Below are 25,376 nucleotides of genomic sequence, written 5' to 3'. Positions count from 1 at the left end.
TCATGACATGCCTCAGTTTATTAGTCAGAAAGATTACTGTTCGCTTTCATCGGTATAACGTTTTGCTTTATAGGCCGGGTGCATCAGGTTCTGCGGCGAGAAAATATCGTCCAGTTCTGCCTCGGTCAACAGGCCACGTTCCAGCACTACTTCACGCACGCTCTTACCGGTTTCGGCACAAATTTTACCGACGATATCGCCGTTGTGGTGGCCGATGAACGGGTTAAGGTAGGTGACGATACCAATCGAGTTATAGACGTAGCTTTCGCAGACTTCTTTGTTCGCGGTGATCCCGTCGATGCATTTTTCCAGCAGGTTGTAGCAGGCGTTGGTCAGGATATGGATAGACTCAAACAGCGCCTGACCAATGACCGGTTCCATCACGTTCAGCTGCAGCTGACCGGCTTCGGAGGCCATGGTGACGGTGGTATCGTTGCCGATGACCTTGAAGCACACCTGGTTAACCACTTCCGGTACGACCGGGTTAACTTTTGCCGGCATGATGGAGGACCCTGCCTGCAGTTCCGGCAGGTTGATTTCATTCAGGCCAGCGCGCGGGCCGGAGGAGAGCAGGCGAAGGTCGTTACAGATCTTCGACATTTTCACCGCCAGGCGTTTCAGCGAGCTGTGAACCATTACGTACGCGCCACAGTCAGAGGTGGCTTCAATCAGGTCTTCCGCCGGGACGACGGCCAGATTGCTGACTTCCGCCAGTTTCTGCACCGCCAGCTGCTGGTAGCCATCCGGGGTGTTCAGGCGAGTACCGATTGCGGTTGCGCCGAGGTTCACTTCCAGCAACAGTTCCGCAGTACGCAGCAGGTTTTTGGTTTCTTCATTGAGCAGCACGTTAAAGGCATGGAATTCCTGGCCCAGGGTCATTGGCACTGCGTCCTGCAGCTGGGTGCGACCCATTTTCAGCACGTCCTGGAATTCAGCCGCTTTACGCTGGAAGCCTTCGCCTAGCTGGTGGATAGCATCAACCAGCTTAACGATAGAGGTGTAAACCGCGATGCGGAAACCGGTTGGGTAAGCATCGTTGGTGGACTGGCATTTATTAACGTGGTCGTTCGGGTTCAGGTACTGGTATTCACCTTTCTGGTGGCCCATCAGCTCCAGACCGATGTTTGCCAGCACTTCGTTGGTGTTCATGTTTACGGAGGTACCCGCACCGCCCTGGTAGACGTCTACCGGGAACTGATCCATGCACTTGCCGTTATTCAGAACTTCATCGCAGGCTGCAATGATGGCGTTGGCTACGCCTTTAGGAATGGTTTGTAATTCTTTGTTCGCCAGGGCCGCTGCTTTCTTCACCATCACCATCCCACGTACGAACTCTGGGATGTCGCTGATTTTACTGTTACTAATGTAAAAGTTTTCAATCGCTCTCAGAGTATGAACGCCGTAGTAAGCGTCAGCAGGAACTTCCCTGGTACCCAACAGATCTTCTTCGATACGAATGTTGTTTAGCATGTGAACCTTCTTTTTGCGAGCTGCCAATGATTTCACCCAAATACGCAGGATTTTTATGGTCATGCGTTTTTCTGACCGCAGATTATTTCCTTAATCGGCCCGGTGTCCATGATCATATGCTGATAATAGCGGATTGCAGTAATCTGGATCACTTATTATCAGAAGCAATGGATAAGAATTATTAATTTGTGAAATGAATCACCGCTTGACGATTGTTGACAAAAATCTCAATAACCGCTGATTGAAAAACGGCGATTAATCACCACTTCACTGTAGTGCAGAGAAACATGAATCGCTGCAGGCGCGTGATACGCGTTATTTACCTCACAGGAGATGCCAGTGCGCTGGATACCGTTAATTGCCATATTTCTCTATGTTTACATTGAGATATCCATTTTTATCCAGGTCGCCCATGTGTTTGGCGTCCTGATGACGTTGATTCTGGTTATTTTTACTTCCGTGATCGGCATGTCGCTGGTGCGTAACCAGGGCTTCAAAAACCTGATGCTAATGCAGGAAAAAATGCAGGCGGGTGAAAGCCCGGCGGCTGAGATGATTAAAAGCGTATCGCTGATCCTCGCCGGCCTGCTGCTGCTGTTGCCGGGGTTCTTTACCGATTTCCTGGGTCTGGTGCTGTTGCTGCCGCCGGTGCAGAAGCATCTGACCGTGAAGCTGATGCCGCACCTGCACTTTGGGCGCATGCCGGGGGGCGGTTTTGGCGGCGGGACAACCAGCGGCCAGACCTTCGACGGTGAGTATCAGCGTAAGGACGAACGCCCTGACCAACTGGATCATAAAGACGATAATCGCCCGTAAGTTATGGCGATAATAAAAAGCCGGAGCGCGTTAAGCCTCCGGCTTCAGATTACTGACAAACCGCCGGATGGCGTCGCAAGCGAGTTATCCGGCCGACAAGGGATGTATACCCACGTAGGCCCGATAAGCGTAGCGTCATCGGGTAATGAATGCGCCTACCCACGCCTTTTTGGCAGCAGCATCCACAGTGCGGCCAGCATGACTACCGCGTACAGACTTTTCCATCCCACCATCGCCAACAGCAGCAGGCATAGCGCCACACCAATCATCGAGAGCGCCCGGTAGCGGCCTGCCAGCAGCCGGCAACCCGCCAGCATGCACAGCAGATAAATCATGATAAAAATGCCGTTGGCATAGATGATGAGCGCATCCAGATTGATGTTCAGCCAGTAGCTGGCCAGCGTGCTGACCATGCAGCTGCCGATGACCACGCTGAGCGCGTTGCGCGGCACCAGCCCCGGCGAAAGCCGCGCCAGGAAGCTATCGGGTTTATGCTGCGCCTGCGACCACACCAGCCGGGCAAAGCTTTGAATGTAGATGTTGGTGCTGGCAAAACAGGCGAGGAAGCCGACCACGCTGGCAACCCACAGCGCCTTCACGCCGAACAGCTGTACTACGATGGTTGGCAGCGACGCGGCGGCGGTGTTGGCGGCACCGTAAGCGTGAAAATGCAGCACCAGCACCGTACAGGCCCAGTAAACCATGCCCGCCAATAGCAGCCCAATCATCAGCGCGCGGGGAAAATCGCGTTCCGGGTGGCGAAACTCAGACGCCATGTGGGCGAACGCCTCCAGGCCGACAAAACACCAGAACATGACGGAAAGCGCCGCGAAAAGTGGCGACATTTCGATATCTGCCAGCGCCGGGAAGGGAATTTCCTTCACGGCGATATCGCCGTACACCCAAACGGCGGCCAGCAGGGCGACGATCAGCACCGCGACCAGGGTTTGTAAGTTAGCGCTCGAGCTGGCGCCGCGCAGGCCCAGCCACCAGATGACGGCGAGGGTCGCCATCTCGGCCATGAGCAGCTGCCAGCCGTGCCAGCCGAACAGCGCCTGGGTAAAACCAGAGGCAATATGTAACGCAGCGGGCAGGCCCACCGGAATGACGGAGAGAAAGAGCCAACCGGTGACGCGCGCCAGTCTTGGGCCAAAGGCCTGCTCTACAAAGTGTGCCACGCCGCCCGCGCTGGGGTAGTGTCTTCCCAACAGCGCGAAGACAATCGCGACCGGGAAAACCAGCACGATCAGCGTTGGCCAGGCCCACAGACTGTTATCTCCGGCAACAATCGCACCCAGCGCCGGAACGGCAAATACGCCGGTGCCCAGCAGCGATGTCGACAATAACCCAACGCCCTGAGCCAGCCCCAGCTCCTGTTTCAGACCTGACATGACATGCTTCCATACCCTTGCAAAGAGGCGAATGTTACCATACCAGCACGGCGCATGGCCCCGCGTCATTGTGCTGTTCTCAGCCGCTATTTCAGCGATTTATCGCGATTAACGGCGTGCGAAAAATTTTTTTTAGGGTGCCCCCTTGAAGGCCAAAATAACCATCCCCATCTCTCTGGCACTAGCCGGAAAACCCTACGTGGCCCGGCGTCACCCATAACTGATAATGACTTTCTCGAAGGAGAGCTATCAATGAGTATTCGTCCGTTACATGATCGTGTGATCGTCAAACGCAAAGAAGTTGAAACTAAATCTGCTGGCGGCATCGTCCTGACCGGTTCTGCGGCAGCAAAATCAACTCGTGGCGAAATCATCGCTGTCGGTAAGGGCCGCATCCTGGAAAACGGGACCGTGCAGCCGCTGGACGTTAAAGTTGGTGACATCGTGATTTTCAACGATGGCTACGGCGTTAAATCTGAGAAGATCGACAATGAAGAAGTGTTGATCATGTCTGAAAGCGACATCCTGGCAATTGTTGAAGCGTAAGAAACGCGCGAACGAATTTGAGGAATAGAAGAAATGGCAGCTAAAGACGTAAAATTTGGTAACGACGCACGTGTAAAAATGCTGCGCGGCGTTAACGTACTGGCAGATGCAGTTAAAGTGACCCTGGGCCCGAAAGGCCGTAACGTTGTTCTGGACAAATCCTTCGGCGCGCCGACCATCACGAAAGACGGCGTATCCGTAGCGCGTGAAATCGAGCTGGAAGACAAGTTCGAAAACATGGGCGCACAGATGGTGAAAGAAGTTGCCTCTAAAGCGAACGACGCTGCAGGCGACGGTACCACCACCGCAACCGTACTGGCTCAGTCCATCATCACTGAAGGTCTGAAAGCCGTTGCTGCGGGCATGAACCCGATGGATCTGAAACGTGGTATCGACAAAGCTGTCGCTGCTGCCGTTGAAGAACTGAAAGCGCTGTCCGTACCGTGCTCCGACTCTAAAGCGATTGCTCAGGTTGGTACCATTTCCGCTAACTCCGACGAAACCGTAGGTAAACTGATCGCTGAAGCGATGGACAAAGTCGGTAAAGAAGGCGTGATCACCGTTGAAGACGGTACCGGTCTGGAAGACGAACTGGACGTGGTTGAAGGTATGCAGTTCGACCGTGGCTACCTGTCCCCGTACTTCATCAACAAGCCGGAAACCGGTGCTGTTGAGCTGGAAAGCCCGTTCATCCTGCTGGCTGACAAAAAAGTATCTAACATCCGCGAAATGCTGCCGGTTCTGGAAGCCGTTGCGAAAGCAGGCAAACCGCTGGTTATTATCGCTGAAGACGTTGAAGGCGAAGCGCTGGCTACTCTGGTGGTCAACACCATGCGCGGTATCGTGAAAGTCGCTGCTGTTAAAGCTCCTGGCTTCGGCGACCGTCGTAAAGCGATGCTGCAGGATATCGCTACCCTGACCGGCGGTACCGTTATCTCTGAAGAGATCGGTATGGAGCTGGAAAAAGCGACCCTGGAAGACCTGGGCCAGGCTAAACGCGTTGTGATCAACAAAGACACCACCACCATCATCGATGGCGTGGGTGAAGAAGCGGCAATTCAGGGCCGTGTTGCTCAGATCCGCAAACAGATTGAAGAAGCCACTTCTGACTACGACCGCGAAAAACTGCAGGAACGCGTAGCGAAACTGGCTGGCGGCGTTGCCGTTATCAAAGTCGGTGCTGCTACCGAAGTTGAAATGAAAGAGAAAAAAGCACGCGTTGACGATGCCCTGCACGCGACCCGTGCTGCGGTAGAAGAAGGTGTGGTTGCCGGTGGTGGTGTTGCCCTGGTTCGCGTTGCAGCGAAACTGTCTGGACTGACCGCTCAGAACGAAGATCAGAACGTCGGTATCAAAGTTGCGCTGCGCGCAATGGAAGCACCGCTGCGTCAGATCGTCCTGAACGCCGGTGAAGAACCGTCTGTTGTGGCTAACGCGGTGAAAGCCGGTGAAGGTAACTACGGTTACAACGCGGCGACCGAAGAATACGGCAACATGATTGATTTCGGTATCCTGGACCCAACCAAAGTGACCCGTTCTGCTCTGCAGTACGCGGCTTCCGTTGCGGGCCTGATGATCACCACCGAGTGCATGGTGACCGACCTGCCGAAAGGCGACGCGCCTGATTTAGGTGCTGCTGGCGGTATGGGCGGCATGGGCGGCATGGGCGGCATGATGTAATCGTGCGCTATACCCCATAGAAATAAGAAACCCCCGGGCAGAAATGCTCGGGGGTTTTTCTTTTGGTCATCTTTTTAGTATAAGGTTTACACACGGACGACATGCGTCCAGCTCATTGATTATGGGGAATAACATGCAGGTAAAATATTTAGCAGGGATTGTCGGCGCAGCGCTGCTGCTGGCGGGCTGTAGCTCTACGACCGAGCTGACCGCATCGGGGCAGAATGTTCGCTTTGTTGAAGACAAACCGGGCGCTGAGTGCCAGCTGTTGGGGACGGCTAACGGCGCGCAGAGCAACTGGCTTTCCGGCCAGCAGGGCGCCGAAGGCGGCTCCATGCGCGGTGCGGCCAATGCGCTGCGTAACCACGCGGCCGAAATGGGCGGCAACGTCATTTACGGCGTCAGCAGCCCAACGCAGGGCATGCTCTCGAGCTTTGTGCCGACCGACAGCGAAATGAACGGCCAGGTTTATAAATGCCCGAACTGATTGCTTTTGCCGGATAGCGTCTTGTTTATCCAGCGAACGGATTCTGGCCCAGGGCAGGCTGCTGCCTGCCCTGGGTCGCTTACCGTTGACGCAACTGAAGATCCAGCGGCGTCTTACTCGGTTCCCCGCCGATTTCACGCGCCAGCTTCGGCACCATATAGCCGGATACCAGCGTCAACAGTTCCCGCATAATTTCCCGCGCCTCATCGTCGCTGACGAGGAAGTGGGCCGCGCCCTGAACTTTATCCAGCACGTGCAGGTAATACGGCATGACGCCGGCATCAAACAGCGCGTTGCTAAGGTTCGCCAGCGTTTGCGCATTATCGTTCACGCCGCGCAGCAGCACGCTCTGGTTGAGCAGCGTGACGCCAGCGCGGCGCAGGCGTGACATAGCCTGGCAAAACGTTGCGTCAATCTCATTGGCGTGATTGATGTGGTTCACCAGCAGAATTTGCAGTGAGGATTGCTCGAAGCGAGCGACCAGCGTATCGGTAATGCGCGCTGGGATAACGATCGGCAAACGGCTGTGGATGCGCAGGCGCTTAATGTGCGGGATAGACTCCAGCTGGCTAAGCAGCCAGTCCAGTTCGTGGTCTTTGGCCATCAGCGGGTCGCCGCCGGAGAAGATGATTTCATCGAGCTCCGGATGTGCGCTTACGTAGTCGAGCGCCGCCTGCCAGTTACGCTTATTGCCCTGGTTTTCGGCATACGGGAAGTGGCGGCGGAAACAATAGCGACAATTTACCGCACAGCCGCCTTTCACCAGCAGCAGCGCGCGGTTGTGGTACTTGTGCAGTAAACCGGGCACAACGCTGTGCTGTTCTTCCAGCGGATCGGTGGAGAATCCCGGTGCAGCGATAAACTCTTCCTGCGAGGTAAGTACCTGACGTAAAAGAGGATCGTTCGGGTTGCCTTTCTCCATTCGCGCCACGAATGCGCGCGGGACGCGCAGGGCGAAAAGGCGCTTAGCGTCACGGCCAGCGAGCAAATTTTCATCGGCGTCTATATTCAACAGACGGAATAGTTCATCCGGATCGGTGAGAACATCGGCAAGTTGCATCAACCAATCTTCTCTGGATGGGGTATTTAGGGTTACAATATGCGCCATTTTGTGGCTTAGCTACCATTTAACAATTTCAGAGGGCCTTATGGCGACTTACTATAGCAACGATTTTCGTGCTGGTCTTAAAATCATGATGGACGGCGAACCGTACGCGGTTGAAGCCAGTGAATTCGTTAAACCGGGTAAAGGTCAGGCATTCGCACGCGTTAAGCTGCGCCGCCTGCTGACCGGCACTCGCGTAGAGAAAACCTTCAAGTCTACTGACTCCGCTGAAGGCGCTGACGTAGTGGATATGAACCTGACTTACCTGTACAACGACGGTGAGTTCTGGCACTTCATGAACAACGAAACCTTCGAACAGCTGTCTGCTGATGCGAAAGCGATCGGTGACAACGCGAAATGGCTGCTGGATCAGGCTGAGTGCATCGTCACCCTGTGGAACGGCCAGCCGATCGCCGTGACCCCGCCGAACTTCGTTGAGCTGGAAATCGTGGAAACCGATCCAGGTCTGAAAGGCGACACCGCAGGTACTGGCGGCAAGCCGGCAACCCTGTCCACTGGCGCTGTGGTTAAAGTTCCGCTGTTCGTTCAGATTGGCGAAGTGATCAAAGTGGATACTCGCTCCGGCGAATACGTATCCCGCGTGAAATAATTCGTGCGTTGATCCGTTCGGCGCAGCAGCGATGCTGCGCCAGCCTACCTTCTGATTTGCTCCCACCCGCTTCGTCTTCGTCTGAAAAAAATCGCCGAGATCCCGCATCCTGTATGAAGTTGTCTATGCTTATGAAGCAAGATAACGATAACTGACACAAAGGATGACATTATGGTGAAAAAAGCGATTGCAGCGTTTTTTACAGTTCTGGCGCTTTCCTCTGTACTCACGGCCTGTAATACCACACGCGGTATTGGGCAGGATATTTCGGACGGCGGTAGCGCAATTTCAGGGGCAGCGACGAAAGCGCAGCAATAAATCCGGACCGACGGTATGGCGCTCTGTTGTACCGTCGTTTTTTGTCACCTATACTGACGGCGTTTCATTTCAACACCTTGCGGGACGACCCGTAAGCGTATCGCATCCGGGGACGGCCCCATGATTATGGAGCCTGTTATGCCTTGGCTAATTCTGTTTATTGCCGGCCTTCTCGAAGTCGTCTGGGCCGTTGGCCTCAAATACACCCATGGTTTTAGCCGCCTGGTACCAAGCGTTATCACCGCTGTGGCGATGATTGCCAGCATGGCGTTGCTATCGTGGGCAATGAAAAGCCTGCCGGTGGGGACTGCCTATGCGGTGTGGACGGGGATTGGCGCGGTGGGTGCGGCGATTACCGGCATTTTGCTGTTAGGCGAATCCGCCAGCCCAATGCGCATTGCGAGCCTCGCGTTGATTGTGCTGGGAATTATTGGCCTGAAGATGAGTGCACATTAACAATCAACAGGCCCCGGAGAGAGGGGCCATGTAGGCCGGATAAGGCGTAGCCGCCATCCGGCAATGTGCTCTGCGTGCCTGATGGCGCTGCGCTTATCCGGCCTACAAGCCCCGCACAGCGCCAATGGGTTAAATAAACAGTACGCCGACCAGCGTAACGACCGTCAGAATGGCCGCCAGACCGTAGAATACCCACTTACCGTTCGGCACATGGATTTTCAGGTCGTGCATTGCGTGGTGAATACGGTGTAAACCGCACCACAGCGGCAGAACAATCATCAGGAACAGAAACGCGCGGCCAATCAGGCTATGCGCGAACGCGTACACGCGTTCATAGGTGAAGGCGTCGCCAGAGGCCATCAGCGGCAGCAGAATGCCCACCAGCAGCACCATGACCGGTGCGACAATTGCGCTCCACATACCGCCCGCGCCGAACAGGCCCCAGAATACCGGCTCATCGGAACGTTTTGGATTAGGGTTAATCATGCCAGTCTCCTTACCAGAACAGGGCGATAAACAGAATCACCACGCTGACCACCGCGGTCACCACCCAGAGCCCCTTGATAATTGGCTCCGGCCCCATTTTTTCGCCTTTCACGATGATATTGGCGGCTTTAGGCGCCAGCTCAAACCAGGTTTTAGTATGCAGCAGCGCGGCGGCCAGGGTAATCAAGTTCAGCACAACCACGATCGGGTTTTGCAGAAAACCGACGTAGCCGGCCCAGCTTTCGGCGCCGTGCTTAAGCGCAAACAGGCCGTAAATCAGCACGATGCTGAACCACACCGTTGGCACCGCGGTGCCTTCACGCAGCATATAGAAGCGATAAAACGGCAGCTTTTTCCACCAGGTGGACGGCATTGGCCGTACATAGGGTTTGCGTTTAGTCGTCATCATGCACTCCTTAGCGTGGTTTCAGGGTTGCGATAAGAAAGTCTTTCGAGCTTTCTACTTTACCCTGCTGAATAGCGGCGGCCGGATCGACGTGTTTCGGGCACACTTCGGAGCAATAGCCGACGAAGGTACAGGTCCAGACGCCATTCTGGCCGTTCAGCTGCGCCATACGTTCCTTCTTGCCGTGGTCGCGGCTGTCTTCGTTGTAGCGATGCGCCAGGGTAATCGCCGCTGGGCCAATGAACTCTGGATTCAGGCCAAACTGCGGGCAGGCGGCATAGCACAGACCGCAGTTGATGCAGCCGGAGAACTGGTGGTACTTCGCCATCTGCGCCGGGGTCTGGGTGTTTGGCCCCTGATCCGGCGTGCGCGGGTTGCCGATGATGTACGGCTTAATCGCTTCCAGACTCTCGATGAAGTGGGTCATGTCGACCACCAGATCGCGCTCGATAGGGAAGTTCGCCAGCGCCTCGACCTTGATTCCTTTGGTGTATTCACGCAGGAAGGTTTTACAGGCGAGCTTCGGCACCTTGTTGACCATCATGCCGCAGGAGCCGCAGATAGCCATACGGCAGGACCAGCGATAGCTCAGGTCCGGCGCGAGGTTATCTTTGATGTAACCCAGCGCATCGAGCAGCGAGGTCTGCTCATCGTAAGGCACTTCATAGAAGGCGCTGTGCGGTGCGCTGTCCACTTCCGGGTTATAGCGCACAATCTCAATTTTTAAATTCTTCATCTCAGCCATTCGCCGTCTCCTTCTTCTCGGCCGCTTCAGCTTCTGCGCCGTACACGCGTTTTGCCGGTGGCAGGCTCGTGATCTTCACATCGCTGTAGTCGAGGCGAGTGGTGCCGTCGGCGTCGCGGAAGGCGAGGGTATGCTTGAGGAAGTTAACGTCGTCACGCTCGGTGCAGCCTTCGTCCAGACGCTGGTGCGCGCCGCGGGACTCTTTACGCGCCATGGCGGAATGCGCCATACATTCGGCAACGTTCAGACCGTGGCCCAGCTCGATGGTGTAGAGCAGGTCGGTATTGAACACGCTGGAAGTGTCGGTGATGCGTACGCGCTTGAAGCGTTCCTGCAGCTCGGCCAGTTTATCGATGGTTTTCTGCATCAGCTCTGGCGTACGGTAGATACCGCAGCCTTCTTCCATCGACAGACCCATTTCGTCGCGTATTTTCGACCAGTTTTCATTACCTTCCTGGTTCACCAGCGCTTTCAGGCGGTTTTCGATGTCGCTGACCTGCGCGTCCAGCGCGCTGCCGTTGGCTTCACCGACCGTGGCCGCGCGGGCCATCGCCTGTTCACCGGCCATGCGGCCAAACACCACCAGCTCCGCCAGCGAGTTGGAGCCCAGACGGTTGGCGCCGTGCAGACCCACGGAGGAACATTCGCCGACGGCAAACAGCCCTTTGATGCGGGTTTCGCACTGCTGATCGGTTTCGATGCCGCCCATGGTGTAGTGCGCGGTTGGACGTACCGGAATTGGCTCTTTCACCGGATCGACACCCACGTAGGCTTTCGCCAGCTCGCAGATAAATGGCAGACGCTCCAGCAGCTTTTTCTCGCCAAGGTGACGCAGGTCGAGATAGACCACATCGCCGCGCGGCGTTGGGATGGTGTTGCCTTTGCGCCATTCGTGCCAGAAGGCCTGGGAAACTTTGTCGCGCGGACCCAGCTCCATATATTTGTTCTTCGGCTCGCCCAGCGGTGTTTCCGGGCCCATACCGTAGTCCTGCAGATAGCGGTAGCCATTCTTGTTGACCAGAATACCGCCTTCACCGCGGCAGCCTTCGGTCATCAGGATACCGGAGCCCGGCAGGCCGGTCGGGTGATACTGAACGAATTCCATGTCGCGCAGCGGTACGCCGTGGCTTAATGCCATGCCCATACCGTCACCGGTGACGATGCCGCCGTTGGTGTTGTAACGGTACACGCGGCCTGCGCCGCCGGTCGCCATGACCACCGCGTTGGCGCGAATCTGCACCAGCGTGCCTTCCATCATGTTCATCGCGACCAGGCCACGGGCCTGACCGTCATCGACCAGAATGTCAAGGACGAAGTGTTCGTCAAAGCGCTGAATTTGCGGGAACTGTAAGGAGGTCTGGAACAGGGTGTGCAGCATGTGGAAGCCGGTTTTATCGGCGGCGAACCAGGTACGCTCTATCTTCATCCCGCCGAAGCGGCGGACGTTCACGCTGCCGTCGGGACGACGGCTCCACGGACAGCCCCACTGTTCAAGCTGGGTCATTTCTGTCGGGCAGTGGTGAACGAAGTAATCAACGACATCCTGTTCGCAAAGCCAGTCGCCGCCGGCGACGGTGTCGTGAAAATGGTAGTCGAAGCTATCATGATCCTGTGCGACGGCAGCGGACCCGCCTTCAGCAGCAACCGTGTGGCTGCGCATAGGATAGACTTTTGATATCAAAGCAATTTTGGCTTTCGGGTTGGCCTGAGCGGCTGCGATTGCAGCGCGTAGTCCCGCTCCGCCTGCGCCTATAATGGCTAGATCGGCTTGAAAGGTTTGCACGACATTCCTCCAGATTTTTGTTATTTCACAACACGCTACGTGGGGGGATATCACGTGGCCTGCGCAAAAACGTTTCCACTGCTCCTTTATGGGTAAGGCAGTATACCCGTCGGGTTAATAAGGAAATTTGATGTGTTCGATTTTTTTGTCGTTAAGTGCGGTTTATTTATCACTGTAGCTGATGAATTAGGTTCTCGAATTACATAAAAAAATCTTCTTTCCTGCTCGACGAGAAATTACTGAGCAATATTTGTGTCGTGTGCGGCTTGCGGGTAGACTTCGTGCCCTTGTCTGTAATCGGAGAAAAAACCATGAGCGAGACGGCAACCTGGCAGCCGAGCGCATCCATTTCTAACCTGTTGAAGCGTGCGGCATTGATGACGGAGATCCGTCGTTTCTTTGCTGACCGCGGCGTGCTGGAAGTGGAAACGCCCTGTATGAGCCAGGCGACGGTGACTGACGTACATCTGGTCCCGTTTGAAACGCGTTTCGTCGGTCCGGGGCATTCTCAGGGAATGAACCTCTATCTGATGACCAGCCCGGAATATCATATGAAGCGCCTGCTGGCAGCAGGATGCGGCCCCGTTTTCCAGCTGTGCCGTAGCTTCCGCAATGAAGAGATGGGCCGTCACCATAACCCTGAATTTACGATGCTGGAGTGGTATCGTCCGCACTTCGATATGTATCGACTGATCAACGAAGTTGACGATCTGCTGCAGCAGGTGCTCGAGTGCCAGCCGGCGGAAAGCCTCTCTTATCAGCAGGCCTTCCAGCGTCATCTGGAAATTGACCCGCTGTCGGCGGATAAAACCCAGCTGCGTGAAGCCGCGGCGAAGCTCGACCTGAGCAACGTGGCTGATACAGAAGAAGACCGCGATACCTTGCTGCAACTGCTGTTTGCTTTCGGCGTAGAGCCGCACATCGGCAAAGAGCGTCCGACGTTTGTCTACCACTTCCCGGCGAGCCAGGCATCGCTGGCACAGATTAGCGCTGAGGATCACCGTGTGGCCGAGCGTTTTGAGGTTTACTTCAAGGGAATGGAGCTGGCTAACGGCTTCCACGAGCTGACCGATGCCCGCGAACAGCAGCAGCGTTTTGAGCAGGATAACCGTAAGCGCGCCGCGCGCGGCCTGCCGGTGCAGCCGATCGATCAAAACCTGCTGGACGCGCTGGCGGCTGGCCTGCCTGACTGCTCCGGCGTGGCGCTGGGCGTTGACCGTCTGGTCATGCTGGCGCTGGGCGTTGAAACCCTGGCCGAAGTCCTGGCGTTTAGCGTCGATCGGGCATAAGTCTGATTTCGTACTTTTTTACAAAATAAAATGGCGCTAAATGCGCCATTTTCCAATTTTATATCCACAAACCACTCTTCTAGCCACAATATTTGTCTGGTTGTTTGCTATCATCCGGCCCGCATTTCTACGCGTCGATTTTCCGCTGCCTTGTCGCTGACGAGCTCGCAGCGCGCTGTCCTGTCGACGGGAAAAACGATTCAGAGTTAGGGAAGGTTACATGACCCAATCAATAAAAAAGATGAGCCTGATGGGCCTCATCCTGATGATATTTACTTCAGTTTTTGGTTTCGCTAATAGTCCGTCGGCGTTTTATCTGATGGGCTATAGCGCGATCGCCTGGTATATTTTTTCCGCCTTATTATTCTTCATTCCATTTGCCTTAATGATGGCTGAAATGGGCTCCGCCTATCGCAAAGAAGAGGGCGGCATTTATTCCTGGATGAATAACAGCGTCGGGCCGCGTTACGCCTTTATCGGCACGTTTATGTGGTTCTCTTCGTACGTTATCTGGATGGTCAGCACCTCAGCAAAAGTGTGGGTGCCGTTTTCAACCTTCCTGTTTGGTGCGGATATGACGCAGCGCTGGAGCATGGCCGGCCTGCAGTCGACGCAGGTGGTCGGGCTGTTGGCGGTGGTATGGATGGTGCTGGTGACCACGATTGCGGCGAAAGGGATTAATAAAATCGCGCGTATTACCGCCGTTGGCGGTATTGCCGTGATGTGCCTGAATCTCGTTTTACTGTGCGTCAGTATCGCGATTTTGTTATTAAACGGCGGCCAGTTCGCTCAGCCGCTGAATTTTACCGCGTCACCTCACCCGGGCTATCAATCCGGTCTGGCGGTATTGTCGTTTGTGGTGTTTGCTATTTTCGCGTACGGCGGTATTGAAGCCGTTGGCGGGCTGGTGGATAAAACCGATAAACCGGAAAAGAACTTCGCAAAAGGCATTGTCTTCGCCGCGATCGTCATTTCGATTGGCTATTCGCTGGCGATTTTCCTGTGGGGCGTAAGCACTAACTGGCAGCAAATTCTCAGCGACCGCTCGGTGAACCTTGGCAACATTACCTACGTGCTGATGACCAGCCTTGGCTCAACGCTGGGTCAGGCGCTGAACCTGTCGCCGGAAGCGGCGGCTGCCGTGGGGGTATGGTTTGCCCGTATTACCGGCCTGTCGATGTTTCTCGCCTATACCGGTGCGTTCTTTACGCTGAGCTATTCGCCGTTGAAGGCGATTATTCAGGGCACACCGAAGGCGCTGTGGCCGGCGTCCATGACTCGCCTGAACGAAAACGGGATGCCGTCAACGGCGATGTGGATGCAGTGCGCGCTGGTGAGCCTGTTCATCCTGCTGGTGTCGTTCGGCGGTGATACTGCCTCGGCGTTTTACAACAAGCTGACGCTGATGGCGAATGTCTCGATGACCCTGCCGTATCTGTTCCTGGCGCTGGCCTTCCCTTTCTTTAAAGCCAGGGCCGATCTCGAACGCCCGTTCGTGATTTTCAAAACCCGGCTGTCGACCCTGCTGGCCACGACCGTGGTGGTCCTGGTGGTGAGCTTTGCGAACCTGTTTACCGTTATTCAGCCGGTAATCGAAGCCGGAGACTGGAGCAGCGCGCTGTGGATGATTGGCGGGCCAATCTTCTTCTCGCTGCTGGCGATGAGTATCTATGAGCGCTATAGCCGCCGCGTGAACGGCCAGCCGAGCCTGGCGGAATGCCCAACCAGCGAATAAGCACCTAATGGCCCCCTCACCCTTAAAAAGGGAGAGGGGGAGACTGAACCCGCTGTTACAAGCTTCCCGGCTTGCGGCTAGCGCGGCCAGTGGAGGTCAGAGTGGTCGATGACTTCTTGCCGTTCATGCTCTCCAGACGCATCTGGAACGGTGGGAACGGCATATCAATACCGTGCTCGCGGAAGCCTGCCAGAATCAGCTGATGCAGCTCGTGGCGCAGCGGCATGCGGTGGCCCATCTCGGCGGCGTAGATACGCAGCTCGAAAATCTGAATTCCCTGCTGTAAATCCACAAGGAACGCTTCTGGCGCAGGTGTATCAATCACCAATGAACAGCGGTGCGCGGCGGTTAGCAGAATCTGTGCTACCTCCTCACTGTTGGCGTCCGACGGCGCAGGGATGCTTAGCACCACGCGAGTTACCGAATCCGACAGCGACCAGTTGATGAACTGTTCGGTGATAAAGGCCTTGTTCGGCACGATAATCTCTTTGCGATCCCAGTCACTGATGGTGGTGGCGCGGGTGTTAATACGCGTGACGCTGCCGGTTAAATCACGAATCGTCACCGTGTCGCCGATACGAATCGGTTTCTCAAACAGGATGATCAGGCCGGAGATAAAGTTGGCAAAGATCTCCTGTAAGCCAAAGCCGAGACCGACACCGAGCGCGGCGACCAGCCACTGTAGTTTCGACCATTCGATTCCCAGCAGCGAGAAGCCCATCAGGCCGCCAATCATCATCAGAATATACTTGGTGATGGTGGTAATAGCGTAGCCGGTGCCCGGCGTCAGCGACAGGTGTTGCAAAATAGCCAGTTCCAGCAGCGCTGGCAGATTGCGCACCAGCTGAGTCGTGATGATAAGCACCAGAATGGCAATCAGCACGGCGCCCAGAGTGATCGGCTCAATGCTCTCTACGCCTTGTACCGTTGAGGTAACGTCCCACAGCGAAATATTTTCCAGGAAGCCAAACGCCGAGTGGATTTCAGACCACAGGATAATGACCGAGACCAGCGCAACCAGCATCAGAATCGAGCGTACCAGGCGCAGCGACTGTTCGCTGATGGTATCGAGGTTGACTTCGCTCACCTCCATCTCGGCCGATCCTTCGAGGCTGGTTGCATGCGGTTCTTCTTCCCCACGGGCGCGGTGCGCCAGCATCTCCGCGCGCTTGTGCTTAGCACGATCAAAGGCCAGACGACGGCGCTGAATCAGCATCCAGCGGCGGATGACGTGATAAATGACCAGCAGCAGGAACCAGATAGCGACCGAGGTTTCCAGTCGCGCCAGCAGAGCCTGAGCGGTTGCCAGATAGCCTACGGCGGCGGCGAAAATGGCGACCAGCGGGGCGCCGATCATCAGGTTCCACAGCAGCAGGTTGATACGGTTTTCGCCGCTGCCTTCTTTGTCGAGATACAGTGGAATTCCGGCGCGCTTGAGGCTCAGCGTGACGATCGCCAGCGCGCCGCAGATCAAGATAAAACACAGCCTGCCGAGCGATGCGGAGAATTCACGATCGTTGAGATTATCGAACATGATCAGCGCCATAATCAGCGGCACGATAAAGCCGATGCTCATCAGGTAGTAGCGCATAGCGCGCGCGACGCGGTGCTGTGGCCAGCCAAAGTGCACGATAAACAGGCCGTTGGTGCGGGCAAAGGCGGCGCAGATCATGACAACCCACAGCAGCGGGACGGTGGCGGTGACGCCGTCGCCAATCGCTACGGCGAGCGGATAGGGCCACGCCTCCTGAAGGCCGTAGCCGAGCGTAGCCCACAGCACCGGCAGCGGCGAGGCGACCAGAATCGACCAGAATACCGTGCGCATGGTCAGCCAGAAATGGTCCTGAGTGACTTTCCCGACGCGGGCGCTGGAGCGCTCGAGGAAACGCGTGAAGTGCTTTCTGGAGCTGATACTAAAGCCAACCAGCAGCAGCGCGGCAAACAGTGGGATCAGCGTCTGACGGCTGGTGAGCATCATCATGCTGGCTTTGCCTAACTGGCTGAAGGTATCCAGTGAAATCAGACGCCGCAGGTCCTGCACGATTTCAAGCGGCCAGTTGAAATCGATCGGGCGGACGTCGGAGGTCCAGAACAGATAGCGGTGGGTGGCTTCGTTGACCTCTTTCAGCGCGTCTTCCAACTGGCTGTTGGAGACTTTCAGCTTGGTCAGTTCGAGAATCAGCGTATCTCCGCCCTGAAGCAACGAGTTCAGCAGCTCGCGCTGGGTCCGCAGCTGGGCTTCGAGAATACGGTTTTCTTCAGTGGTCAGCGGCTGACCGTCGGCCTGGCGAATTTGCCGCAGCTGCGGCTGTTTGTTAAGGAGATCCTCGTAGCGCAGGCGGTGGACACGCAGCTGCGCCATTTCCGTATCGAGCTGCTGAGGTTTAGGCATCTCTGGCAGCCTGGCGACCTGCGCGCGCAGGGCTTCGCCCAGCAGGTTTGATGAGCCCAGCCATTGAGACTGCTCGCGCAGCGTGTTCAGCGCCTGACGCACCTGTAGCGTCTGGTTAGCGGCCTGGCGTTGCTGAGAGGCGACCAGGTCCATTCGCTGGGCCTGCTGGTTCAGCGCCTGCGACAGCTCGCGGTTAATTCTGAATTGCTCCACGATACCGGCTGGCAGATTTTCGCTGTTTTCTGCCAGCAGTTCGGTGCTTTCCAGCGCGCGCTCGGCTTCACGCTGGCGCTGGCTGTTGAGCTGGTTACGTAGCGCCTGCAGATAAGCATCGAGCTGCTCGCTTTGCTTCTGTGCGAGCTCGGAGCGCATTCGCGCGAGTTCCTGGCGGTTGTTGGCGGACAGCTGCGCCAGCTCCAGTTCATCGACCAGCGCTTTAAGCTTGCTGGCGTCGGCCTGCAGGCTAAGGGCTTGCGCTTGCGCCAGCGGCGTATTGCCGGTCTGCGTCCCCATACGGCGCTCCACATCGTTCAACTGACGGCGTGCGTCGGTCTGCTGTTGCGGCAGCTGGTTTAGGGAGTCGGCGATATCGCGGGCGCGTTCCTGCTCCTGCTGGGCCAGACGGCTCTTCTCCAGCAGCTGGCTGCTGATCTGTAAAATTTCCTGATTCAGCGCGTCGGTGGTGATGCCTTCCGGCACCTGGCGCGGGTCATCGCGCAGGTTGTTGAGCTGATTGCGAAGCGTCTGGGAGAGCTTGGGAAAGTTGTCGATAACCTGCTGGTACTGCGCGGCCCGCTCGCGCGAGCCTTTTTGCTCTTCAAGCGCGGTGAGGGCGCTTTGCAGCGCCTCGACGGTTTCAGGCTGGGCGGGCTTAGCCGCCTTCGCCTGTTCTAATTCCTGGGCAATTTGCCGGGCGTTGGGGGCCGTCGCTGCGTACGCCCCCTGGCTGAGGCACCAGGCCATCAGTAAAGTGATAATCAGGCGCACGTCAGACCCTTATTCAGTAATTAGCTTTTTTCTTGCGTATCGTCGGCCTGCGGCACAACGTCCTGCTCAACCACCGTTTCGACGACTGGCTCAGCGACCACCTCAGCGGCGGGCTCAGCGACGGCTTCAGTCGAAACGGCCAGCGGCTCACCCAGACGGGTGACGGAGAGGTTTTGCAGATGTTCAACCAGCGTCACTTTGCCCGGCGCGAACAGGTTAATCACCGTTGAGCCCAGCTTGAAGCGACCCATTTCCTGGCCTTTGAGCAGCGCGATGGAGCCTTCCCGATCGCCCGCTGGATAGGTCCAGCGCTTGATGATGCCGTCACGCGGCGGGGTCACGGTGCCGGACCAGACGGTTTCGATGCTGCCGACGATCGTCGCGCCGACCAGAATCTGCGCCATCGGGCCAAATTCGGTATCGAACAGGCAGATAACGCGTTCGTTGCGGGCAAACAGATTCGGTACGTTCTGCGCGGTCAGGTGGTTCACAGAGAACAGATCGCCCGGTACGTAGATCATTTCACGCAGGATACCGTTGCACGGCATGTGGACGCGGTGGTAGTCACGCGGCGACAGGTAGGTGGTGGCAAACGTGCCGTTACGGAACAGGTCGGCCATGATGTAGTTACCGGCCAGCAGCGCTTCCAGCGTGTAGTCGTGGCCTTTCGCCTGCAGAATTTTGTCGCCTTCAATCGCACCCAACTGGCTGATGGCGCCGTCGGCCGGCATCACCAGCACGCTTGGGTCGGTGTTGATCGTGCGGACATCTTCACGCAGCGGGCGAACGAAGAAATCGTTAAAGGTGCGATAGCTGGCGGTATCCGGCTTCTGCGCCTCTTTCATATCCACCTTGTAGAACTTCACGAACAGATCGATAACCAGTTTGGTCAGCCATCCCGCTCGTTTGCTCGCACCCCAGCCTGCGAGACGCGTAAGCCACAGTTTAGGCAGAATGTATTGCAGTGAAAGTTTAAACGAGTTTAACAAGGTAGCCTCCAGGCCATTATGTGTCGATCCTGATCCAACGCCAGGCGTTGGATCTTTCAAGAAAAGCGGCCGATTCTAGCGAGTGTTGACGAAAATGTCAGTCGGCAAAATCATAGTTCTCAATTATCTATGTCTGAAAAGTTTTTACGCGTTTTTACCTGCGCCATGGTTTCCAGAATGCGGTGATAATTTTCAAAACGCGTCTCGGCGATCTTTCCTTCCTCTACGGCCGCACGGATGGCGCAGCCCGGGTCTGTGTCGTGCTTGCAGTCGCGATATTTGCAATGACCAAGGTAGTCATGGAATTCGACAAACCCGTTGGTGATTTGTTCCGGGTCGAGGTGCCACAGGCCAAACTCACGCACGCCGGGGGAGTCGATCACGTCGCCGCCGTGCGGGAAGTGATACAGGCGCGCCGCCGTAGTTGTGTGCTGACCCAGGCCGGAGACGTCGGAAACGTCGTTAGTCAGAATACGGTCATCGTTCAGCCCCAGCAGGGCATTCAGCAGGCTGGACTTGCCCACCCCGGACTGCCCGGCAAAGATGCTGATGCGGTTGGTCAGGGCTTCTTCCAACGGCTTTAAGCCATCCTGGGTATGGCTGGACGCCATCAGGACGGTATAGCCAATCTTACGATAGATATCCATCTGCTCGTTGACGAACGCCATGCCTTCATCGTCCAGCAGGTCGATTTTATTCAGCACCAGCAGCGGCTCAACGTTGAGCGTTTCGCAGGCGACGAGATAGCGGTCGATAATGTTCAGCGAGAGCTCGGGTAAAATAGCCGAGACAATAACGATTTGATCGATATTGGCTGCGATCGGCTTCACGCCGTCGTAGAAATCCGGGCGGGTCAGTACCGAGGTGCGCTCGTGCACCGCTTCGACAATCCCTTTGACGTTGACGCCTTCTGCGGCGGCTTTACCCGGACGCCAGACGACGCGGTCGCCGGTGACCAGCGAACGGATGGTGCGGCGAATGTTGCAGCGGTGGGTTTCGCCATCGGCGGACTCCACGTCGGCATGCATACCAAAGCGGCTGATGACGATACCTTCGGCGGCTTCGCCAAACAGGTTATCGTCGTAATCTGGCTTCTCCGCGGCCGTCGTGAGGCGGCGCTGGTGGTTGGCCTTAACGCGGCGCTGCTGACCTTTGGAGAGTTTATTTTTACTCAATCGTGCTGGCTCCTGGTCGCCCATGTCGGGCAAAACCTCTATGATACACGCTAATTAATACTAGTTAACCTACCGCGGCAGGTATGACAAGAAGGGTGGAAAATAGCATGAGTGCAGATGAAAACAACCTGATTTGGATCGATCTGGAGATGACGGGTCTGGATCCCGAGCGCGATCGCATTATTGAAATCGCCACGCTGGTGACCGATGCACAGCTGAATATTCTGGCAGAAGGGCCGACCATTGCCGTTCACCAATCCGACGCGCAGCTGGCGCTGATGGATGACTGGAACGTGCGTACCCACACCGGCAGCGGCCTGGTAGAGCGCGTGAAGGCGAGTACTATGGGCGATCGCGAAGCCGAGTTGGCGACGCTGGAATTTCTCAAGCAGTGGGTGCCGGCAGGCAAGTCACCCATTTGCGGTAATAGCATCGGCCAGGACCGCCGTTTCCTGTTTAAATATATGCCGGAACTGGAATCCTACTTCCATTATCGCTATCTGGATGTCAGCACCCTGAAAGAGTTGGCGCGTCGCTGGAAGCCGGAAATTCTGCCGGGCTTTAAAAAACAGGGTACGCACCAGGCGATGGACGACATCCGCGAGTCGGTAGCGGAACTGGCTTACTATCGCGAGCATTTTATTCAACTTTAAGGTGAAATGAGAATGAATCGGCGTTAAAGTAATCAACCTGCCGATTTATCCAGCAGTTGAACGAAATTTTTAAAAAATCGCTTCAGGGGGGGTTGCAGGAGAAAAGAATTCTCGTATAATGCGCCTCCCGTAACGAAGCAGAAATGCGAATTACGACAGCAACAAAAATTGCCAGATTTTGCGGGAATAGCTCAGTTGGTAGAGCACGACCTTGCCAAGGTCGGGGTCGCGAGTTCGAGTCTCGTTTCCCGCTCCAAAAATTTGAAAGCAGTAGTAGTCGACATACCCAAGCGGGAATAGCTCAGTTGGTAGAGCACGACCTTGCCAAGGTCGGGGTCGCGAGTTCGAGTCTCGTTTCCCGCTCCAAAATTTGAAAGCAGTAGACACACCCAAGCGGGAATAGCTCAGTTGGTAGAGCACGACCTTGCCAAGGTCGGGGTCGCGAGTTCGAGTCTCGTTTCCCGCTCCAAATTTTCTTCCAAAACAAAATCACTTCCACAACGCAATCGCCGTTGAGGTCGTTTTTTTCGTTCCTGAAATACTCTTGTAAACAGACTTATCCACAGGCTGTCGTCCGTTTCTTCGCACGCTAACTTTTTTGAGATTTTTACATTATTTTTTATCTCTATGATTTATAAAGAGATATATCATTTCAAAATGTTAGCAAGATCGCTTGACGAACTTTGGCGTGTTGAAACGCAATGCCTTTTTATTTTTACTCACAGGCTGTGAATATATCAGGCATCGCGCGGCAGGCCTTTTTCTACCACCCTGACCAGGCGCTGTTTCTTCGGTAGCTGGACCTCTACGGCCCCCTCTTTTCGCCGGGCAAGCTGCTGCGCAACCGCCCACGTAATGTGTTCGTCGAGAAGTGGGTGCTCACCTCGGCGACTTTCCAGCGCATTGAGCGCGGCTTCGCTCCACGGTGCATTGCCCAGCGCAACGGCAATATTTCGCAGCCAGCGCAGGTGGCCAATGCGGCGAATGGCGGACCCTTCCGTCACTTTCAGAAAATGGGCTTCGTTCCAGGCAAACAGTTCAATCAGGTCTGGGGCGTGGAGCGCCTGACGCGGGCTGAAGTCGGCTTCGTCGGTGAGCTGAGAGAAGCGGTTCCACGGGCAGATCAGCTGACAGTCGTCGCAGCCGTAGATGCGGTTGCCGAGCAGCGGCCGAAATTCTTCGGGAATAGCGCCTTCCAGCTCAATCGTCAGGTAAGAGATACAGCGACGCGCATCGACGGTGTAGGGCTCTACGATGGCACCGGTGGGGCAGATGGTCATACAGGCGACGCAGCGCCCGCACTCCTCGGCGACGGGTTGGTCGATGGGCAGGGGGATATCAATCAGCAGTTCGCCGAGAAAAAAGAACGATCCTGCGTCGCGGTTAAGGATAAGTGAGTGCTTACCTGTCCAGCCAATACCCGCTTTTTCCGCCAATGGCCGCTCAAGAATAGGCGCAGAGTCGACAAACGGTCTAAAATTCAGCGAGACGCACTGTTCCTGAATCATTTCGCCGAGCTTTTTAAGGCGGTTACGCAATAGCTTATGATAATCACGCCCCAGGGCATAACGGCTGACGTAACCCTGCTCGGGGTTTTTTAGCGTGCGGGCAAAGGCCGCATTGGCGGGAAGGTAGTTCATACGAACGCTAATCACCCGGAGCGTTCCGGGCTGCAGTTCGTGGGGGCGCGCACGCATCATGCCGTGACGTGCCATCCATTCCATCTCGCCGTGGTATTGTTTATCCAGCCATGCCTGTAGCTTGGGCTCGGAGGCGCTGAGATCGGTATCGGTAATGCCGACCTGCTGAAAGCCCAGTTCAGTGCCCCATTGTTTGATTTGTTGCGCTAATTGATTGAGATCGAGGGGCTGTGACATGACGGACCATACATTGACAAGAAACCTCCACAGTATACCACACTCCATTTGGCCTGCGGATGCGCTGCGTCGTGCGGAAAAAACGGCGGCGCAAAGCCTCGGCATCTCCCTCTACGAACTCATGCAGCGTGCCGGTAAGGCGGCATTCGATGTGGCTCGTGCGGCATACCCTGCGTCACGCCACTGGCTGATTCTCTGCGGTCACGGTAATAATGGCGGCGATGGCTATGTGGTGGCACGCCTTGCGCAGGCGGCAGGTATTCGCGTCACGCTGCTGGCGCAGGTAAGCGACAGGCCGCTGCCGGAAGAGGCGTATACCGCACGCGCGGCCTGGCTTGAGGCCGACGGCGTCATTCAGTCGACGGACATGCCGTGGCCGCAGGATGGCGATCTGATCATTGACGGCCTGCTGGGAACCGGCCTGCAGAATGCGCCGCGCGATGACATGGCCAGCCCGATCGCGCGGGCGAATCGTTACCCGGCACCGATTATCGCGCTGGATATTCCCTCTGGACTTAACGCCCAGACCGGTACGACGCCGGGCGCGGTTATCCACGCGGCGCATACCGTCACCTTTATTGCCCTGAAGCCGGGGCTACTGACCGGTAAAGCGCGTGATGTGGTCGGAACGCTGCATCACCATGCGCTGGGATTAGAGTCCTGGCTGGCAGAACATCCTACCGCTATTCACCGACTGGATGCCTCACAGCTGGCACAGTGGCTGCCTCCGCGCCGCCCGACCTCGCACAAAGGCGATCACGGTCGCCTGGTGGTGATTGGCGGCGACCATGGCACCGGCGGGGCTATCCGTATGGCGGGTGAAGCCGCGCTGCGGGCAGGCGCGGGGTTAGTGCGCGTGCTGACCCGTGCGGAAAACGTCGCGCCGATCGTTACCGCGCGGCCGGAACTGATGGTGCACGAACTGACGCCGCAGTCGCTGGAGGATGCTCTGGCGTGGGCGGATGTGGTGATCATTGGCCCCGGGTTGGGTCAGGCTGAATGGGGGAAGCAGGCGCTGCGTAAAGTGGAAAACATCCGCAAGCCGATGCTTTGGGACGCCGATGCGCTGAACCTGCTGGCATTCAATCCGGATAAACGTCACAATCGCGTGATCACGCCGCACCCCGGCGAGGCCGCGCGTTTGCTCAACTGCCCGGTGGCAGAAATTGAGAACGATCGCTTACTTTCTGCACAGCGTCTGGTACAACGGTACGGTGGCGTGGCGGTGCTGAAGGGGGCGGGAACCGTGGTGGCCGATGAACAGGGCACCCTTAGCATCATTGATGCCGGTAACGCCGGTATGGCCAGCGGCGGAATGGGCGATGTGCTGTCGGGTATCATCGGCGCATTGCTGGGGCAGGCCTTATCGCCGTATGATGCTGCGTGCGCGGGCTGTATCGCCCACGGCGCGGCGGCTGACAGGCTGGCCGCGCGCGAGGGTACCCGCGGAATGCTGGCGACCGATCTCTTTTCCACGCTGCGGCGTGTTGTTAACCCGGATGTGATTGACGTAGACCATGATTAATCGAGTAATTCCTTTACCAGACGAGCAGGCAACCCTGGACCTTGGCAACCGAGTGGCGAAGGCCTGCGCAGGGGCCACGGTCATCTATCTGTACGGCGATTTAGGCGCGGGTAAAACCACCTTCAGCCGCGGCTTCCTGCAGGCGCTGGGCCACGGCGGCAACGTCAAAAGCCCGACCTACACGCTGGTCGAGCCATACCAGCTCGATAGCCTGATGGTTTATCACTTCGATCTTTACCGTCTTGCGGATCCTGAGGAGCTCGAATTTATGGGGATCCGCGATTATTTTGCTAACGATGCCATTTGCCTGGTGGAATGGCCGCAACAGGGCGCAGGTGTTCTGCCCGAGCCGGATATCGAAATACACTTAGATTACCAGGCGCAAGGGCGTGAGGCGCGCATTGCCGCGGTCTCCTCATTAGGTGAGTCTCTTCTGGCGCGGTTGGCCGGTTAAT

General features: G+C 56.4%; 23 protein-coding genes and 3 tRNA genes. 15 read left to right on the top strand and 11 right to left on the bottom strand.

The features are described 5' to 3' along the window. Positions 1-33 precede the first annotated feature (33 nt). Positions 34-1,470, bottom strand: coding sequence for an aspartate ammonia-lyase (gene aspA, locus H7R58_RS21675; protein ID WP_106927403.1), 1,437 nt, complete (start codon positions 1,468-1,470; stop codon positions 34-36). 339 nt (positions 1,471-1,809) lie between these two features. Between aspA and H7R58_RS21670 the strand changes: the two genes are divergently transcribed. Then, positions 1,810-2,286: an FxsA family protein gene (locus tag H7R58_RS21670; RefSeq protein ID WP_106927407.1), complete on the top strand. Its 477-nt coding sequence runs from the start codon at positions 1,810-1,812 to the stop codon at positions 2,284-2,286. A gap of 155 nt (positions 2,287-2,441) precedes the next feature. Here H7R58_RS21670 and yjeH read toward each other — a convergent pair whose 3' ends face one another. Beyond that, entirely contained in the window at positions 2,442-3,677 is a 1,236-nt protein-coding gene (yjeH, locus tag H7R58_RS21665; RefSeq protein ID WP_182929606.1) for an L-methionine/branched-chain amino acid transporter, read from the bottom strand. 252 nt (positions 3,678-3,929) lie between these two features. Here yjeH and H7R58_RS21660 point away from each other — a divergent pair, with 252 nt between their 5' ends. From H7R58_RS21660 to H7R58_RS21650, 3 genes are all read left to right on the top strand, one after another. Continuing rightward, positions 3,930-4,223, top strand: a complete 294-nt coding sequence (locus tag H7R58_RS21660) for a co-chaperone GroES (RefSeq protein ID WP_003855929.1) — start codon at positions 3,930-3,932, stop codon at positions 4,221-4,223. A gap of 33 nt (positions 4,224-4,256) precedes the next feature. Then, on the top strand, positions 4,257-5,903 hold the full coding sequence (gene groL / locus H7R58_RS21655; RefSeq protein WP_106927411.1) for a chaperonin GroEL: 1,647 nt from the start codon (positions 4,257-4,259) through the stop codon (positions 5,901-5,903). 133 nt (positions 5,904-6,036) lie between these two features. Next, positions 6,037-6,390 carry a DUF4156 domain-containing protein gene (locus H7R58_RS21650; protein ID WP_106927413.1) on the top strand — a complete coding sequence of 118 codons (354 nt, stop codon included), beginning with the start codon at positions 6,037-6,039 and terminating at the stop codon, positions 6,388-6,390. 79 nt (positions 6,391-6,469) lie between these two features. Here H7R58_RS21650 and epmB read toward each other — a convergent pair whose 3' ends face one another. Beyond that, the gene (gene epmB / locus H7R58_RS21645; protein WP_106927415.1) at positions 6,470-7,498 is read right to left on the bottom strand and encodes an EF-P beta-lysylation protein EpmB; all 1,029 of its coding nucleotides are present in this window, start codon (positions 7,496-7,498) and stop codon (positions 6,470-6,472) included. A gap of 40 nt (positions 7,499-7,538) precedes the next feature. Between epmB and efp the strand changes: the two genes are divergently transcribed. From efp to sugE, 3 genes are all read left to right on the top strand, one after another. Next, positions 7,539-8,105, top strand: a complete 567-nt coding sequence (gene efp / locus H7R58_RS21640; protein ID WP_003855940.1) for an elongation factor P — start codon at positions 7,539-7,541, stop codon at positions 8,103-8,105. A gap of 171 nt (positions 8,106-8,276) precedes the next feature. After that, positions 8,277-8,423 carry a lipoprotein toxin entericidin B gene (ecnB, locus tag H7R58_RS21635; RefSeq protein WP_106927417.1) on the top strand — a complete coding sequence of 49 codons (147 nt, stop codon included), beginning with the start codon at positions 8,277-8,279 and terminating at the stop codon, positions 8,421-8,423. A 138-nt stretch (positions 8,424-8,561) separates the two neighbouring features. Continuing rightward, on the top strand, positions 8,562-8,879 hold the full coding sequence (sugE, locus tag H7R58_RS21630) for a quaternary ammonium compound efflux SMR transporter SugE (RefSeq protein ID WP_106927419.1): 318 nt from the start codon (positions 8,562-8,564) through the stop codon (positions 8,877-8,879). Positions 8,880-9,008: 129 nt separating this feature from the next. Here the strand turns inward: sugE and frdD are convergent, their stop codons facing one another. The 4 genes from frdD to frdA are packed head-to-tail and all read right to left on the bottom strand — an operon-like array spanning position 9,009 to position 12,299. Further along, positions 9,009-9,365 carry a fumarate reductase subunit FrdD gene (gene frdD, locus H7R58_RS21625; RefSeq protein ID WP_106927421.1) on the bottom strand — a complete coding sequence of 119 codons (357 nt, stop codon included), beginning with the start codon at positions 9,363-9,365 and terminating at the stop codon, positions 9,009-9,011. A gap of 10 nt (positions 9,366-9,375) precedes the next feature. Next, positions 9,376-9,771, bottom strand: coding sequence for a fumarate reductase subunit FrdC (gene frdC / locus H7R58_RS21620; protein WP_106927423.1), 396 nt, complete (start codon positions 9,769-9,771; stop codon positions 9,376-9,378). 10 nt (positions 9,772-9,781) lie between these two features. After that, entirely contained in the window at positions 9,782-10,516 is a 735-nt protein-coding gene (gene frdB / locus H7R58_RS21615; protein WP_106927425.1) for a fumarate reductase iron-sulfur protein, read from the bottom strand. Next, a complete protein-coding gene (gene frdA / locus H7R58_RS21610) occupies positions 10,509-12,299 on the bottom strand; it encodes a fumarate reductase (quinol) flavoprotein subunit (protein ID WP_106927427.1) in 1,791 nt (596 codons plus the stop codon). The genes frdB and frdA overlap by 8 nt, the downstream gene beginning before the upstream one ends. 311 nt (positions 12,300-12,610) lie before the next feature. On the opposite strand from frdA, the gene epmA reads away from it, so the two are divergent. Both epmA and yjeM read left to right on the top strand, forming a co-directional pair. Then, positions 12,611-13,588 carry an elongation factor P--(R)-beta-lysine ligase gene (gene epmA / locus H7R58_RS21605; protein ID WP_106927428.1) on the top strand — a complete coding sequence of 326 codons (978 nt, stop codon included), beginning with the start codon at positions 12,611-12,613 and terminating at the stop codon, positions 13,586-13,588. A 220-nt stretch (positions 13,589-13,808) separates the two neighbouring features. Continuing rightward, positions 13,809-15,323, top strand: coding sequence for a glutamate/gamma-aminobutyrate family transporter YjeM (gene yjeM / locus H7R58_RS21600; RefSeq protein ID WP_106927430.1), 1,515 nt, complete (start codon positions 13,809-13,811; stop codon positions 15,321-15,323). Positions 15,324-15,378: 55 nt separating this feature from the next. On the opposite strand, the gene mscM is transcribed toward yjeM, so the two are convergent. From mscM to rsgA, 3 genes are all read right to left on the bottom strand, one after another. After that, positions 15,379-18,702 carry a miniconductance mechanosensitive channel MscM gene (mscM, locus tag H7R58_RS21595; protein ID WP_182929605.1) on the bottom strand — a complete coding sequence of 1,108 codons (3,324 nt, stop codon included), beginning with the start codon at positions 18,700-18,702 and terminating at the stop codon, positions 15,379-15,381. Between the two features lie 20 nt (positions 18,703-18,722). Further along, positions 18,723-19,691 carry an archaetidylserine decarboxylase gene (gene asd, locus H7R58_RS21590; RefSeq protein ID WP_106927434.1) on the bottom strand — a complete coding sequence of 323 codons (969 nt, stop codon included), beginning with the start codon at positions 19,689-19,691 and terminating at the stop codon, positions 18,723-18,725. 119 nt (positions 19,692-19,810) lie between these two features. Next, complete coding sequence (gene rsgA / locus H7R58_RS21585) at positions 19,811-20,866, bottom strand: small ribosomal subunit biogenesis GTPase RsgA (protein WP_181358009.1); 1,056 nt, start codon at positions 20,864-20,866, stop codon at positions 19,811-19,813. 107 nt (positions 20,867-20,973) lie between these two features. On the opposite strand from rsgA, the gene orn reads away from it, so the two are divergent. From orn to H7R58_RS21565, 4 genes are all read left to right on the top strand, one after another. Next, positions 20,974-21,519, top strand: coding sequence for an oligoribonuclease (gene orn, locus H7R58_RS21580; RefSeq protein WP_106927437.1), 546 nt, complete (start codon positions 20,974-20,976; stop codon positions 21,517-21,519). Between the two features lie 180 nt (positions 21,520-21,699). Beyond that, positions 21,700-21,775, top strand: a tRNA-Gly gene (locus tag H7R58_RS21575). A 34-nt stretch (positions 21,776-21,809) separates the two neighbouring features. Beyond that, positions 21,810-21,885, top strand: a tRNA-Gly gene (locus H7R58_RS21570). A gap of 27 nt (positions 21,886-21,912) precedes the next feature. Next, a tRNA-Gly gene (locus tag H7R58_RS21565) sits at positions 21,913-21,988 on the top strand. A gap of 268 nt (positions 21,989-22,256) precedes the next feature. Here the strand turns inward: H7R58_RS21565 and queG are convergent. Then, positions 22,257-23,396, bottom strand: coding sequence for a tRNA epoxyqueuosine(34) reductase QueG (gene queG / locus H7R58_RS21560; protein ID WP_182929604.1), 1,140 nt, complete (start codon positions 23,394-23,396; stop codon positions 22,257-22,259). Between the two features lie 13 nt (positions 23,397-23,409). On the opposite strand from queG, the gene nnr reads away from it, so the two are divergent. Both nnr and tsaE read left to right on the top strand, forming a co-directional pair. Beyond that, on the top strand, positions 23,410-24,921 hold the full coding sequence (nnr, locus tag H7R58_RS21555) for a bifunctional ADP-dependent NAD(P)H-hydrate dehydratase/NAD(P)H-hydrate epimerase (RefSeq protein ID WP_182929603.1): 1,512 nt from the start codon (positions 23,410-23,412) through the stop codon (positions 24,919-24,921). Further along, a complete protein-coding gene (gene tsaE, locus H7R58_RS21550; RefSeq protein WP_106927443.1) occupies positions 24,914-25,375 on the top strand; it encodes a tRNA (adenosine(37)-N6)-threonylcarbamoyltransferase complex ATPase subunit type 1 TsaE in 462 nt (153 codons plus the stop codon). Before nnr ends, tsaE begins: the two co-directional genes overlap by 8 nt. Position 25,376: the final 1 nt, after the last annotated feature.

Source organism: Klebsiella sp. WP4-W18-ESBL-05 (genome assembly GCF_014169075.1).
Taxonomy (GTDB): domain Bacteria; phylum Pseudomonadota; class Gammaproteobacteria; order Enterobacterales; family Enterobacteriaceae; genus Kluyvera; species Kluyvera ascorbata_B.
This window is presented reverse-complemented; position numbering and strand designations above follow the sequence as displayed.